Annotated in this window: 14 protein-coding genes; 6 read left to right on the top strand and 8 right to left on the bottom strand. The window is 72.5% G+C overall.

The annotated features are described in order from the left end of the window. Window positions 1-34: 34 nt before the first annotated feature. Window positions 35-859, bottom strand: a complete 825-nt coding sequence (locus tag AC1DUQ_RS13715) for a tryptophan-rich sensory protein (protein ID WP_477059499.1) — start codon at window positions 857-859, stop codon at window positions 35-37. A gap of 43 nt (window positions 860-902) precedes the next feature. Further along, complete coding sequence (locus AC1DUQ_RS13720) at window positions 903-2,675, bottom strand: ABC transporter ATP-binding protein (RefSeq protein ID WP_477073972.1); 1,773 nt, start codon at window positions 2,673-2,675, stop codon at window positions 903-905. A gap of 74 nt (window positions 2,676-2,749) precedes the next feature. Between AC1DUQ_RS13720 and AC1DUQ_RS13725 the strand changes: the two genes are divergently transcribed. The 3 genes from AC1DUQ_RS13725 (at window position 2,750) to AC1DUQ_RS13735 (ending at window position 5,348) form a co-directional block, all read left to right on the top strand. Beyond that, entirely contained in the window at window positions 2,750-3,307 is a 558-nt protein-coding gene (locus AC1DUQ_RS13725) for a TetR/AcrR family transcriptional regulator (protein WP_477059501.1), read from the top strand. Window positions 3,308-3,315: 8 nt separating this feature from the next. Further along, window positions 3,316-3,810, top strand: a complete 495-nt coding sequence (locus tag AC1DUQ_RS13730) for an FBP domain-containing protein (RefSeq protein ID WP_477060788.1) — start codon at window positions 3,316-3,318, stop codon at window positions 3,808-3,810. Between the two features lie 77 nt (window positions 3,811-3,887). Further along, entirely contained in the window at window positions 3,888-5,348 is a 1,461-nt protein-coding gene (locus AC1DUQ_RS13735) for a M20/M25/M40 family metallo-hydrolase (protein WP_477073973.1), read from the top strand. On the opposite strand, the gene AC1DUQ_RS13740 is transcribed toward AC1DUQ_RS13735, so the two are convergent. Further along, complete coding sequence (locus AC1DUQ_RS13740; protein ID WP_477073974.1) at window positions 5,239-7,257, bottom strand: discoidin domain-containing protein; 2,019 nt, start codon at window positions 7,255-7,257, stop codon at window positions 5,239-5,241. The genes AC1DUQ_RS13735 and AC1DUQ_RS13740 overlap by 110 nt on opposite strands. 127 nt (window positions 7,258-7,384) lie before the next feature. On the opposite strand from AC1DUQ_RS13740, the gene AC1DUQ_RS13745 reads away from it, so the two are divergent. Together AC1DUQ_RS13745 and AC1DUQ_RS13750 are read left to right on the top strand one after the other, a co-directional pair. Continuing rightward, complete coding sequence (locus AC1DUQ_RS13745; protein ID WP_477059504.1) at window positions 7,385-8,383, top strand: LacI family DNA-binding transcriptional regulator; 999 nt, start codon at window positions 7,385-7,387, stop codon at window positions 8,381-8,383. Between the two features lie 66 nt (window positions 8,384-8,449). Next, window positions 8,450-9,511, top strand: coding sequence for a pectinesterase family protein (locus AC1DUQ_RS13750; RefSeq protein ID WP_477073975.1), 1,062 nt, complete (start codon window positions 8,450-8,452; stop codon window positions 9,509-9,511). Window positions 9,512-9,524: 13 nt separating this feature from the next. Here the strand turns inward: AC1DUQ_RS13750 and AC1DUQ_RS13755 are convergent, their stop codons facing one another. From AC1DUQ_RS13755 to AC1DUQ_RS13770, 4 genes are read right to left on the bottom strand one after another with little or no spacing between them, the layout of a single operon-like run. Next, entirely contained in the window at window positions 9,525-9,935 is a 411-nt protein-coding gene (locus tag AC1DUQ_RS13755; RefSeq protein WP_477059506.1) for a hypothetical protein, read from the bottom strand. A gap of 54 nt (window positions 9,936-9,989) precedes the next feature. Next, window positions 9,990-10,433, bottom strand: coding sequence for a GNAT family N-acetyltransferase (locus tag AC1DUQ_RS13760; protein ID WP_477059507.1), 444 nt, complete (start codon window positions 10,431-10,433; stop codon window positions 9,990-9,992). Continuing rightward, window positions 10,427-10,972 (bottom strand): GNAT family N-acetyltransferase, encoded by a 546-nt coding sequence (locus tag AC1DUQ_RS13765; protein ID WP_477059508.1) that lies wholly within the window; start codon window positions 10,970-10,972, stop codon window positions 10,427-10,429. The genes AC1DUQ_RS13760 and AC1DUQ_RS13765 overlap by 7 nt, the downstream gene beginning before the upstream one ends. After that, window positions 10,965-11,699, bottom strand: coding sequence for a class I SAM-dependent DNA methyltransferase (locus tag AC1DUQ_RS13770; protein WP_477059509.1), 735 nt, complete (start codon window positions 11,697-11,699; stop codon window positions 10,965-10,967). Before AC1DUQ_RS13770 ends, AC1DUQ_RS13765 begins: the two co-directional genes overlap by 8 nt. Window positions 11,700-11,762: 63 nt before the next feature. Here AC1DUQ_RS13770 and AC1DUQ_RS13775 point away from each other — a divergent pair, with 63 nt between their 5' ends. After that, window positions 11,763-12,698: a GNAT family N-acetyltransferase gene (locus tag AC1DUQ_RS13775; protein WP_477059510.1), complete on the top strand. Its 936-nt coding sequence runs from the start codon at window positions 11,763-11,765 to the stop codon at window positions 12,696-12,698. On the opposite strand, the gene AC1DUQ_RS13780 is transcribed toward AC1DUQ_RS13775, so the two are convergent. Then, on the bottom strand, window positions 12,699-12,894 hold a 196-nt coding region (locus AC1DUQ_RS13780; RefSeq protein ID WP_477073976.1), incomplete at its 5' end, for a pyridoxine 5'-phosphate oxidase C-terminal domain-containing protein.

Consider the following 12,894-nt stretch of genomic DNA (forward strand, 5'->3'; position numbering starts at 1 on the left):
GGTCGGGACCGTCAGAACGGTGTCAACGACATGGTCAGCGGCGACGGGCGGCGATCGACGTGACGACGGGGGCCAGCAGTGCGACCCCCGCCGCGATGAACGCTGCCGTCGCGACCGTCCGGTCGATGACCGGGCCGGTGGTGCGGCCCAGGCCGATCCAGGTCAGCCCCCACGCCATCGCCAGCCCGATCGGCACGATCACCGTGGGTCGGGTCCGACCGAACACCGCGTACGCGACGGACAGTGCGGCCGCGGCAGCGAGCACGATCACGGACCACGCGGTCGCGCCCAGGCCGAGCTCCCCGACACCCGCGTCGGCCAGGAACGCGGCGATGTTGGCGAGCGTCGCCACGCTGACCCAGCCGAGGTAGAGGCCGACGGTCGTGTCGGTGATCACCGAGGTGACGGCCCCGGTGTGGGCGATCCGGACGAGCCGCACGAAGATCACCGCGAGGACCACTAGCAGCACGCCGATCACGACGACGCTGCCGCCCACCGAGCCCGCCTGGACGACCCCGATCCACAGGGCGTTGAGCAGCATGGACGCCAGCACCCACCACGAGACGGCACGCAGCCGCGGGTCGGCGCCCTGGCGCGGCAGTGCCTGGGCGACCGCGAAGACACCGAGGCCGAGGTAGATCAGGGACCAGATCGAGAACGCCGGGGAGTCGGGGGCCAGCGGTGTGGCCGTCGCGGACAGGGCACCTCCGGCAGCCTCCGCGATCGGCTGGCCGCCGAACGCGCCCGAGCCCACGGCAGCGCCGGCGATCGCGACAACCGCACCGAGCAGGACCGTGACCTGGCGGACCCGGTCACGGGTCGTGGCGGGGGCGTCGACAAGGGTGCTCAGGGTCTCCATGCGTCCAGCGTGCCAAACCTCAGCATGCTGAGCATCTTGAGAGCTACACGCCGACGCTCTCGCGTCCCGGCAGCTCCACCCCGATGCGCAGCGCCTCGACGAGGTCGCGGTACAGCGCGTCGGTCCCCAGCAGCTCCTCGTGCGTCCCCCGGGCCCGCACGGCGCCGTCCTCCATCACCAGGATCGTGTCGGCGTCGAGGACCGTGGACAGCCGGTGCGCGACCGTGACGACGGCGCCGCGCGACGCCAGGTCGCGGATGCAGTCGTGGATCGCCGACTCCGTGAGCCCGTCCACCTGGGCCGTCGCCTCGTCGAGGAGCAGGACGTCCGGCGCCTTGAGGATCGCGCGGGCCAGGGCGATCCGCTGCCGCTGGCCGCCGGAGACGGACGTCGAGGTCAGCGACGTGTCGAGCCCCTCGGGGAGCGCGTCGAACGCGCCGTCCAGCCGGACCGCCGCGAGCACCCCGTCCAGCTCCTCGTCGGTGGCGTCCGGCGCGCTGAACACCAGGTTGTCGCGGATCGAGCCCGGCACGATCGGCGTCTCCTGCTCCACGTAGGCGAACCGCTCGCGCAGGCGGTCGTGCCCGATCTCCGCGAACGGGCGGCCGTCCAGCAGCAGCTCCCCGGACTGCGGCTCGAGGAAGCGCAGCAGCAGGGAGAACACGGTGGTCTTGCCGGCACCCGACGGGCCGACGAGCGCGGTGTGGCCCCGTCGCGGCACCGTGATCGAGATGTCCCGCACCGCCGGCTCCGCGTCCGGTCCGTAGGCGGCGGTCACGTTCCGCAGCTCGATCACAGGCGTCGCGTCGTCGGGGACCACCTCGAGCGGGGTGGACGCCACGGGCTGCTCACTGTCCATGTCCGTGACCTCGCGGATGCGCGCGGCCGCCGCGATGCCCGACTGCAGCTGCGTGAAGGCCTGGGTCAGCTCGGTGATCGGGCCGACGATGTTGAACGCGTACAGCAGGAACGCCACCAGGCTGGACACCGCCAGCAGATCCTCCGACACCCGCCACGCACCGAGCCCGAGGATCACCACGATCGCCAGCTGGATCCCACCCCAGGAGATGGTCCAGGCGACGGCGGTGGTCCGCACCGCGCGCACCGAGTGGTCCTTGGCGTCCCGCGCGTCCGCAAGGATCCGCTCGCCCTGCCGCTCCTCGGCGCGGCTCGACTTCACGGTCCGGACCGCCCGCAGCGTCCCCTCCAGCGTCCCGCCGAGCCGTCCGACCGACTCCTGCGCCGCCTGCTGCGAGCTCGCGATCCCGGGCAGCAGCAGCGCCATGAGGATGCCGACCACGATGATCGCGCCGATGGTCGTGGCCAGGAGCACCAGGTCCAGCACGGCCATGAGGATCAGGGTGCCGACGAGGGCCACGACGCCGTTGACCAGGCTCACCAGGCTCGACGACGCCGCCTCGCGCAGCAGGAGCGTGTCCGAGGTGGTGCGGGTGACCAGCTCACCGACGGGGCGCCGTGTCACGGCCGGCACCGTGGCGCGCAGGAACCGGCGGACCAGGGTCTCGCGCGCGTCGAGCACGATCCGCTCGGCCACCGTGCCCATGAGGATCCACTGCGCGAGCCCGATCGCCGAGCCGAGCACGAGGATCACCAGCAGCAGCGCGACCGGCTTCGCCAGGCTGACCCCCGTCGACAGCGAGTCGAGGACCCACTTGGTCACCATCGGCGTCGCCAGGCCCATGGCGGTCGCCGCGAGGCTGAGCAGGAGGCCCAGGAGCAGGGCGCGTCGGTGCGGTCGCGCGAAGCCGAGGAGGATGCGGAGCTTCTCGCCGCGCAGAGGTTCGGGATCCGTCATCAGTCCAGTGGAACACTGATGTTCCATAAAGGTCAACAGTGTTCCCCGGTGGAACGTCCTGATACTTTTGGTGGATGACGGTCGAGCTCGAGACGGGTACACGGAGCCGGACCCGCAAGGCGATCCTCGACGCGGCCGTCCGGGTCCTCGCCCAGGACCCCGGTGCCAGCCTCGGGCAGATCGCCGACGCCGCCGACGTCGGCCGCACCACGCTGCACCGGTACTTCCCCGACCGCGCCGACCTGCTGGCCGCGGTGACGCAGGAGGCCGGCCGACGGCTGGGCGAGGCAGCCGTCCGGGCACGTCTCGACGAGGGTCCGGGCCTCGACGCCCTGCTCCGGGCGTGCCAGACGTGCCTCGCGCTGGGTGACCTGCTCACCCTGCTGTTCACCGAGACGATCTCGCTCGAGGCCTGCGGGGACGAGGACGGGTTCTCCCAGGCGCTCGACGCCGCGATCGCACGAGGGCTCGCCGACGGCACGCTCGACCCGCGGCTGTCCCCTGCCTGGTTGCAGGGCACGCTGTGGTCCTCGCTCTACCTGGCCTGGAGCGAGCTGCGTGAGGGGACGGCGCCGCAGCACGACGTCGTCGGCCAGCTCCTGCTCACGGTGCGCAAGGCGTTGTCGGCGTGAGCGCCCCCATGGACCCCCTGACCGAGAAGCAGATCCGCGCGTCCTTCGTGAACTGCTCACGCCGCGAGGCCGCCCAGGTGACTCTCCCCGCCGACCTGTCCGAGCTGCGCTGGGACCGCCTCGACTACCTCGGCTGGATCGACCGCAAGGCACCCCTGCGCGCGTACGTGGTCCTGCCCGTCGAGGACGCCCTCGTCGGGATCGCCCTGCGCTCGCCCGAGGTCGCCGGCAAGCGTCGCCGCGCGGTCTGCGCCTGGTGCGAGGACGTCTACGCCACCGACGACGTCTCCCTGTACGTGGCCCGTCGCGCCGGCGCACCCGGCCGCAACGGCGACACCATCGGCACCCTGATCTGCACGACCTTCGGCTGCTCGGCCAACGTCCGGCGCCCGCCCACGATCATCGAGGCGGGCGACGACGCCGCGGGGGTCGTCCGGCGCCGCATCGCAGGCCTGCGCGAGCGGTCGGCCCGGTTCGCCGACGAGGTGCTCCGGGAGATCTGAGTCTTCCCCCGGGTGCCGGGTATGTGCTGGTGTGGGGTCGGCCGACAGGGGGTCGGCCCCGGCGTGGCCCACGGGCTGTGCCGACACGTGAGGAGGCCCGTCCGTGGCGCCACGTCGAACACTGGTCGCACTCGTCTCGTCCATCACCATCGTCGCCCCCCATCGCCGACCAGAACGGTGGCAACCGTGCCGCCCTCACGCCCGGCTACGAGGCGAGCGCGCGCTACGTCGAGCGCACCCTGAAGAAGGCCGGGTACCGCACGGAGCGGGACCCGTTCACGTTCGACCGCGAGGTCATCGACACCGCGACCCTCACCCAGAACAGCCCGGGGACGGCCACCTACGAGGTCGACCAGATGCTGTACTCGCCGAACGCCCCGGTGGGCGGTGTCACCGGGGACCTCGCCGCGCCGACCGATACGTTCGGCTGCACCGCCGGCACGTGGACCCCGGCCGCCGCCGGGAAGATCGCGCTGATCAGCCGCGGCGGCTGCACGTTCGCGATCAAGGCCACCACCGCGGCGGCCGCCGGCGTCATCGCGGTGGTGATCTACAACAACGTGCCCGACGTGCAGCTGTTCGGCACGCTCGGCGCCGAGGGCGTGGTCGCCATCCCGGTGGCCGGCCTCCCGCAGGCCGACGGGCAGGCGCTCGCGGCCGCCCTCACCCCCGGGCCGGTGAACGTGACCCTCGACCTGACCAACCACGTCGAGACGGTCGAGTCGTTCAACGTGATCGCCGAGACCCGGCAGGGGCGCGACGACAACGTCGTGATGCTCGGCGCGCACCTGGACAGCGTCGAGGAGGGACCCGGCATCAACGACAACGGCACGGGGTCCGCCGCGATCCTCGAGGTCGCGGTCCAGCTGGCCAAGTCGCACACCCGGCACCACAACACCGTGCGGTTCGCGTGRTGGGGCGCCGAGGAGCTCGGGCTGCAGGGCTCGACCGCGTACGTCGAGGAGCTGGCCACCCAGGAGGGTGAGCTCGACCGGATCGCCACCTACCTCAACTACGACATGGTCGGCTCGCCCAACTACATCATCGGGGTCTACGACGCCGACCAGTCGACCTACCCGGCGCCCGTCGGGGTCCCGATCCCTGAAGGGTCGGCCGCCACCGAGGACGTGCTGACCACCTGGTTCGACGGCATCGGCCAGCCCTGGGTGGACACCCAGTTCTCCGGACGGTCCGACTACCAGGCGTTCATCCTCAACGGCGTCCCGGCGTCGGGCCTGTTCACGGGTGCCGACGACGTCAAGACCGACGCCCAGGTCGCGCTCTTCGGCGGCACGGCGGGGATCACGCAGGACCCGAACTACCACTCCGCCGGTGACAACCTGTCGAACGTGAACCGGACCGCGCTCGGCATCATGGCCAAGGCGATCGCCGCGTCCACCTACAGCCTCGCGTGGGACACGTCGGCCATCAACAACGTGTCCGGCCCCGGCGACGGGCACACCTGGCCGGGCCACGGGCACGGTCACGGCAAGTTCGGCACCGACGAGAACCGTCTCGACTGGGAGCGGGCCTCCTGACCACCGGGTGGCGCGCACGGTCCCCCGTGCGGTTCCCGGCGGTCRCCGTCGAGGCGATCCGCACGTGCCGCGCGAGCGTCGGGTCGACCGACACGGTGGTCAGCTGACCGGTCGCCTGCCCCTCGGCGATCGTGCGCCACCGTCGACCGTCCAGGCTGACCTCGACCCGGTAGCCCTGGGCGAAGTCGCCGAGGTTGTCGCCGGAGTCGATGGCGACCTGCCGGAACAGGGTCGGCCGACCGAGGTCCACGGCGAGCCACTGACCCGGAGCCTGGGAGGTCCCGCTGGACCAGCGGGTCGAGGCGTCGTCGTCGATCGCCAGGCCGGCATCGGCTGAGGCGAGCGACGCGGTCGCCGTGGCACCCGACAGGTCGAGCTGGCGCGGGACGTCCCGGAGCGCCCGGGAGTCCGGCCAGGTGAACGTCGCCAACGCACCGCCCGGCAGCGTGTACTCGAACGACCGGTCACCGACCGCCACCGCGAAGCTGCGCGGGGCGTCGTTCTCGTTGTGCACGACGAGGGCCGTGGAGCCGTCCGGGTTCCGGAACGCGACGTCCATGATCTGACCGTTCCAGCCCGTGGTGCCGAAGCTGGTGGACGCGACGCGCTGGGCACCGGGCCGGACGAACTTCGCCAGGTGGCCGATCGTGTAGTACTCGGCGTCGGTGCGGACCGTGCCGTCGTCGGCGATGGTCAGCAGGCCGGTGCAGGTGCCGCAGCCCCCCAGGTGCGGGGTGCCGTCCTCGCGCAGGGCGATGTTCCAGTTCACCACCGACTGCGCCCAGTTGCGGGTGGTGCCGATGGCGATCGTGCGGGCGTGCCAGGTGAGCGTGCCGCGGAAGATCTGCTCCGGGGTGTCCGTCGGGCCGTGCGACCCGGAGCACTCGGTGAACCAGATGCCCTTCTTCGGGAACGCCTCGTGCAGCGCGGTCTGGTCGCTCGGGTTGCCGTAGTAGCAGTGGTAGGCCGTGCCGGCGATCCACTTCGCGGCCGGGCCGGAGAGCAGCTGGTACGGGTAGTCGGTGGCGGGGTCCTCGCCCGGCGGGGTGTTCGCCGCGTCGTTGGGGTGCGTCTGCCAGTTGTGGTCGTAGCCGAGGATCTGGGTCCGCGGGCTGGCCTTCTTCAGCAGCGGGCCGAGCGCCAGGATGACCTTCTCCTGCTGCGCGACGGGCATGTCCGTGCCGGGGTAGGCGTCGGGTGTGCGGTTCTGCGGCTCGTTCTGCACCGAGAGGAAGTCGATCGGGACGCCCGCGCGCGTGTACGCCTGGACGAACTTCACGAGGTAGCGGGCGTAGGCGTCGTAGATCGCCGGGTCGTCCTTGAGCCGGCCGCCGACGAGCGAGTCCGTCGTCTTCATCCAGGCCGGCGGGCTCCACGGCGTGGCCATGACCTTGAGGGCCGGGTTGAGGCGCTTGGCCTCGCGCAGCAGCGGGAGGATCTCCGCCTCGTCGTGCGCGATGGAGAAGTGCTCCAGCGGGAAGTCGGTGGCGCCCGGCGCGACATCGTCGAACGTGTAGTGCTCGGCCTCCGCGGTGAAGTCGGACGAGCCGACCGGCTGGCGCAGGAAGCTGACACCGATGCCGGCGCGTCGGTCGAACAGGGACCGCATCGCCTCGTCCCGCGCGGCCGCGGGCAACGCGGACAGCAGGCTCGCCGACGAGTCCGTGATCGACGCCCCGAAGCCGTCCATCGTCTGGAAGCGCTGGCTCGGGTCCACCACGATCGTGGTCAGGTCGCTGCCGCCGCGCTCGAAGGCCACGGGGTCGCGCTGCTGCAGGAGCTCCGCGCGGTCGGGCGTCGTCACCCACACCTGGGCCTGCGCAGGCTCTCGGTCACCCGCCGACGCCGGTCCCGCGAGCCCGACCACCAGGGATCCCACCGCCAGCAGGGACAGGGCTGTTCGTCTCATCGTGTGCTCCTCGCCGAGCGGCTTGTCCACGGCCACGCTGCCGTGAAACACTCTGTAACAGATCGCTCGTATCGGACATACCGTGACCCCGTAGACCTGCTCTGTCAATGAAACGAGATGTAACACCATGGCCCAGAGCAGCGTGCGGCAGATCGCCGCGGACTGCGGGGTGTCCATCGCGACCGTCTCGCGCGTCCTGAACGGGCACACCAACGTCGCTCCGGACACCCGCGCCCGCGTGGAGGCCGCCATCGCCGCGCGGGCCCCCGCCGTGCTGGTGCCGCGCCGGAGCACCATCCCCCGCAGCGGGCCGGTCTTCGTCCGCTGCCCCTACCTGCTGAGCGACTACTTCGGCCTCATCGTCTCCGCGGTGACCGAGACCCTGCGCCTGCAGGACCGGGTGGTCCACCTCGACGCCGGTGAGTCGTCCCAGTCCAGCCACCCGCTGGCCACCCTCGCGGGCTCGGCCGCCGGGGCGATCCTGGTCCTGCCGCCCGAGGATCCCGCGGAGCTGCTCGCCCTGCGCCGGCGGGGGTTCCCGTTCGTCGTCGTCGACCCGCGCACCCGGCCGGGCCCCGACATCGCGTCGGTGTCCGCCGCGCACGTCACCGGCGCGCGCCGCGTCACCGCCCACCTGCTCGAGCTGGGGCACCGTCGCATCGGCGTGATCGCCGGGCCGCAGGAGTGGCTGGCGGGCAGCGACCGGCTCGCTGGCCACCACGCAGCCATGGGCCAGGCGGGCATCCTGTCCGACCCGGCACTGATCCGGCTGGTCCCGCCCACCCTGGAGGAGGGGTTCGAGGCTGCCGGTCACCTGCTGGACCTGCCGGACCGGCCGACCGCGCTGGTCTGCTTCAACGACAAGATCGCGGTGGGCGCGTTGCGTGCCGCCCAGGCGCGCGGGCTCGCCGTCCCGCAGGACCTGTCGATCACGGGTTTCGACGACATCGACATCAGCCGCGCCACCACGCCCGAGCTCACGACCGCGCGCCAGCCGCTCGAGGAGATGGGCCGCACGGCGGTCGCCCTGCTCAGCCGGCTGATGAACCGCGACAAGGTCGAGGCGCTGCACATGGAGCTGGCCACGGAGCTGGTGGTGCGCGGCTCCACCGGCCCGCCCTCGTGACGTCCCTCGATCGGCTCCCCTAGCGTCGTCCCGCCGCTGGGCAAGCGCTTTCTCACAGGGGTTGAGATGCACGTACGACGACGTACAGGCCTGTTCCTTGCCACCTTCGCCGCCCTCACCGTCGCGCTCGGCGGGACGGCGTCGGCGCACGAGAGACCCGACGCCACCGTCGCGCTCGACGGCCGAGGGGACTTCACCAGCGTGCAGGCAGCCATCGACGCCGCTCCCGCGGGTGCCACCGAACCGTGGGTCATCGCCGTGCGGCCGGGGCTGTACCGCGAGCTGGTCAAGGTGCCCGCCACCAAGCCGTTCCTCACGCTCGTCGGCACCGGCCGGCACGCGCAGGACGTCGTCATCGCCTACGACAATGCGAACGGCACGCCCAAGCCCGACGGCTCCGGCCCCTACGGCACGTCCGGGAGCGCGAGCGTCACGCTGGACGGCGCCGACTTCACGGCCCGGAACCTCACGTTCGCCAACCTGTTCGACGAGGCCGCGCACCCGGAGATCACCAACCGGCAGGCCGTCGCGGTCCTCACGCGCGCGGACCGGCTGGTGTTCGACCGCGTCYGGTTCCTCGGCAACCAGGACACCCTCTACGTGAACAGCTCGTCCGCGGCCGTCGTCGCACGCGCCTACCTCCGCGACTGCTACGTCGAGGGGGACGTCGACTTCATCTTCGGCCGTGCCACCGCGGTGTTCGAGGGCGGCCAGGTCCACTCGCTGACCCGCGGCTCGACGACGAACAACGGCTACGTGACCGCGCCGAGCACCATGATCGACAATCCCTACGGGTTCCTGTTCACGCGGGTCCGGTTCACCAGCGACGCGCCCGCCGGCACGGTGTTCCTGGGCCGGCCGTGGCACCCGAGCAACGACCCGGACGCGATCGGGCAGGTGCTGGTCCGCGACTCCTGGATCGGCGACCACGTCGGGCCGGTCGCGTGGGCCGACTTCTCCGGGGGGTGGTCCTGGCGCGACGCCCGGTTCGCCGAGCACCACAACCGCGGACCCGGCGCGCTGGTCACCGACGCCCGCCCGCAGCTCGGCCGCGCCGCGGCTGCTGCGTTTACGGTCCGCGCGTACCTGTCCGGGGCGGACGGCTGGTCACCGACAGGACCCCGCTGAGGAGTCCCATCCGTCAGGCGAGGTAGCTTCCCCAGCGCACGGTGTCCTCGGCGAGCAGGAGGATGTGTCCGTCGTCGCTGCGGTAGGTGGAGATGGCGCCGCGACCGTTCTTGGTGCGTCGGATGTGCGGGCGCCCCGCGACCACCATCCGTGCGACCGTGGCCTCGTCGAACCAGGTGAGGCCGCAGTAGCCGCCGCAGCCGCAGGGGTCCCAGGCGAGCTGCGCGCCGGCCGCCGCCGCGGTGAAGGCGTCGGCGGCGGAGATGTCGCGTGCGGTCCTGCGGTACGTGCGGCCACCGGGCGCGACCACGGTGCCGTCGGCATCGATGCCCGGCTGCACCCGATCAGGAGGAGCGACCTGCGGCGTCGCCTTCACAGCCTCCACGATCGCCCGGAAGGAAGGCTCACGTCGCTGGCTGACCATGCCGGCAGTATCCCGCCGGATCGGACGAGGCCGGGGCCGGACACCCGCCGACGTTCACGGAGGTGTCGTACCGTCGGTGAGGGCTCGGGTGTGCAACGTCGCGCGCCGCGTGGCCAGGAAGCGCTCGGCGCCGGGGTACTTCTCGCCCAGAGACTCGACCGTGAACCCGCAGGAGCGGTAGAAGCCGACCGAGTCCGCGTCGGTCTCGGCTTCGAGGGCCTCCAGCCCGAGCTGCTCGGTCACCTCGTCCACCAGTGCCCGTCCGAAACCTCGGCCGCGGAAGGGCTCGGCGACCGCGATCGCTCGCAGTCTGCCGCGCTCCGCGTCCACGGACACACACGCTGCGGCCACCACGTCGTCGGACCACAGCGCGGTGACCGCCACCGAGCGATCGAGCAGGCGCCCCGCCGCGTCGGCGGTCCCGACGGCGTCGGCAATCAGGGCTGCCACGGCACCCCGGCGCTCCCCGGGGACGGGACCCACGACGACGGTCAGCATCCTGCATCGATCCGCGAGTAGACCAGGGCGTCCGACCGACGCGAGCCCACCTCGCGGAAGCTGCGCAGTCGGCCCTCGAGCTCGAACCCGCAGCGCTCCAGGGTTCGCTGGGACGCGGTGTTCTCGGGGTCCACCCACGCCTCCGCCCGCGCGAACCCGGCCGGGCCGAGCGCCCAGTCGGTGGCCAGGGAGACCGCGCGGCTCGCGTAGCCCCGTCGCCGCTCGCCTGGCACCACCCAGTACCCGATCCCTGCGACGCCGGGCTGAGGGCGTACCTGGACGATCACCAGACCGGCGGCCTCATCCGTGCGGGTGCTCGTGATCGCGAGCGACACGCCCTGCCCGCTCGTCAGCCGCTCGTGCTGGCGGCGGACGAAGGCCAGCCCTTCCTCCGGCGTGTACTCGGGCGGGACCGTCGTGCCGCCGAGGATGTCCTGGGCGGTCGACGCCTGCTCGACGCACGACACGTCGCGCTCGGCCCAGGGGCGCAGCCGGACCGTGCCGTCGTCCAGCGGGTGCGGGTAGGTGAGGTCACTCATGCCGGTACACCGACACGTGCGACCGCGAGTCGGCGGTGAGCTCCGCGCCGGACCAGTCGGCGTGCCGGCTCTCCAGCGCCAGCCCGGCCAGCTGCGCCATGAGGTCCAGCTCGGAGGGCCAGATGTAGCGGTGCGGCGTCCGGCCCAGCTCGGCCTGGCGGCCCTCGTCGAACCGGAAGTGGTGCGAGACCACCCGCTGGTGGAGGACGTCGTAGGTGTCGAGGCCGATGTAGCCGGGCTCGTTCAGCCAGACCGTGGCCTCCACGCCCGGCGGGAGCTTGCGCAGCTCAGGGACCCAGAGCTCGATCACGAAGCAGCCGCCCGAAGCCAGGTGCCGGGCCGCGTTGCGGAAGCAGGCGACCTGCGCCTCCTGCGTGAGCAGGTTGGCGATCGTGTTGAACACCAGGTAGACGAGCGTGAACTCGCCCGGCGCCGTCGCGGTCGCCATGTCACCGAGGACCACGGGGATCGTGTCCTCGTCGACCTTGGTGCGCAGCTGCTCGACCATGTGCGGGGAGAGCTCGATGCCGACCACGGGTACGCCGCGCTCCGCCAGCGGGACGGCGACCCGGCCGGTGCCGATGGCGAGCTCGAGGGCGCGGCCGCCGTCCGCGAGCGCGACGAGCCGGTCGACGGTCGGTCCGAGCACCTCGGGCGCGAACATGCCGGTGCCGGGGGTGTCGTAGCGGCGGGCGGTCTCGGCGTCCCAGAGCAGGTCAGGATCCATCCCGCCGACGATGGCAGCGCCGGACCGGCCCCGTCCACGGCATTGCGCCCCTACGATGCCGCGATGGATCGTGCAGAGCTCGTCGCGTACGTGCGCGCCCAGGGCGACGGCGTCGTGTCGTCGCTCGGCCAGGACGGATCGCCGCAGGCCGCCTACCTGCCGATCACGGCGACCGACCGCGCGGAGCTGGTGTTCGACGCGCGGGCGACGTCCCGCAAGATCGCGAACCTCCGCCGGGACCCGCGGGTCGCGGTCGTCGTCGGGGGTCGCGACGGGACCACGCTGCAGTGCGAGGGCGTCGCCGACCTTCCCGCGGGCACCGAGCGGGAGCTGTGCGCTCGGGCCTACCTCGACGCGTTCCCGCAGTTCGAGGCCTCGCTGTCCGACGACGGCGTGGTGCTCGTGCGGGTCCGGCTGACCTGGGCGCGCTACGGCGACTACCGGCCGGGGTTCTCGTCGTCCGGCGAGGTGCCGCTGCTCACCGTCCGACGCATCCGGGCCGACGAGTGGGCGCTCGCCCGCGCGCTGCGCCTCGACGCGCTCCGTGACGAGGCCGCCGGCATCGCGTTCCTCGAGACCTACGAGCGTGCGGCGGCTGAGCCCGACGAGCTCTTCCAGGACCGCGCGGCTCGCGCGGCCGCCGGGGACGACGTCGTGCAGCTCGTCGCCATCGACGGCGACACGTGGGCCGGCTCCGTGACGGTGATCGTCCAGCGCGCGGGCTCGGTCGACTACCACGGCGTGCCCGTCGAACGCAGCCGCGCGGTCGTCGTCGGCGTCTACGTGCGGCCCGAGCACCGCGGCGACGGGCTCATCGACCGGCTGCTGGACTCGGCCGCGCAGTGGGCGCGTGACCGCGGCTTCGACGAGCTGAGCCTGGGCGTCCACCAGGACAACGCGCGGGCGCAGGGCGCCTACCGTCGAGCCGGCTTCGTCCCGTCCGGCGTCACGTTCACCGGCTCGATCGGCCCCGAGCTCGAGATGGTGCGGCCGCTCTGATCAGGGCTGTCGCCGGTGCACGGTCCAGGCCTCCGCCACGTCCAGGCCCCCGTCCGCCACGCGCCTGAACACGAGCCGGTCGTGCAGCCGGTCGCGACGGCCCGCCCACAGCTCGACCTCGTCGCACGCGATCCGCCACCCGCCCCAGCTGTCCGGGACCGGCACGTCGTCCGGTGAGCCGGTGTCCGGGTAGAGC

This window comes from Cellulomonas sp. P4_B5_2 (assembly GCF_056402235.1).

What these genes read in the sequence shown, in the direction of transcription:
- AC1DUQ_RS13715 (WP_477059499.1), bottom strand. Translation starts at nt 859, where the DNA reads ATGGAGACCCTGAGCACCCTTGTCGACGCCCCCGCCACGACCCGTGAC.
- AC1DUQ_RS13720 (WP_477073972.1), bottom strand. Translation starts at nt 2,675, where the DNA reads ATGACGGATCCCGAACCTCTGCGCGGCGAGAAGCTCCGCATCCTCCTC.
- AC1DUQ_RS13725 (WP_477059501.1), top strand. Translation starts at nt 2,750, where the DNA reads ATGACGGTCGAGCTCGAGACGGGTACACGGAGCCGGACCCGCAAGGCG.
- AC1DUQ_RS13730 (WP_477060788.1), top strand. Translation starts at nt 3,316, where the DNA reads ATGGACCCCCTGACCGAGAAGCAGATCCGCGCGTCCTTCGTGAACTGC.
- AC1DUQ_RS13745 (WP_477059504.1), top strand. Translation starts at nt 7,385, where the DNA reads ATGGCCCAGAGCAGCGTGCGGCAGATCGCCGCGGACTGCGGGGTGTCC.
- AC1DUQ_RS13755 (WP_477059506.1), bottom strand. Translation starts at nt 9,935, where the DNA reads ATGGTCAGCCAGCGACGTGAGCCTTCCTTCCGGGCGATCGTGGAGGCT.
- AC1DUQ_RS13760 (WP_477059507.1), bottom strand. Translation starts at nt 10,433, where the DNA reads ATGCTGACCGTCGTCGTGGGTCCCGTCCCCGGGGAGCGCCGGGGTGCC.
- AC1DUQ_RS13765 (WP_477059508.1), bottom strand. Translation starts at nt 10,972, where the DNA reads ATGAGTGACCTCACCTACCCGCACCCGCTGGACGACGGCACGGTCCGG.
- AC1DUQ_RS13770 (WP_477059509.1), bottom strand. Translation starts at nt 11,699, where the DNA reads ATGGATCCTGACCTGCTCTGGGACGCCGAGACCGCCCGCCGCTACGAC.
- AC1DUQ_RS13775 (WP_477059510.1), top strand. Translation starts at nt 11,763, where the DNA reads ATGGATCGTGCAGAGCTCGTCGCGTACGTGCGCGCCCAGGGCGACGGC.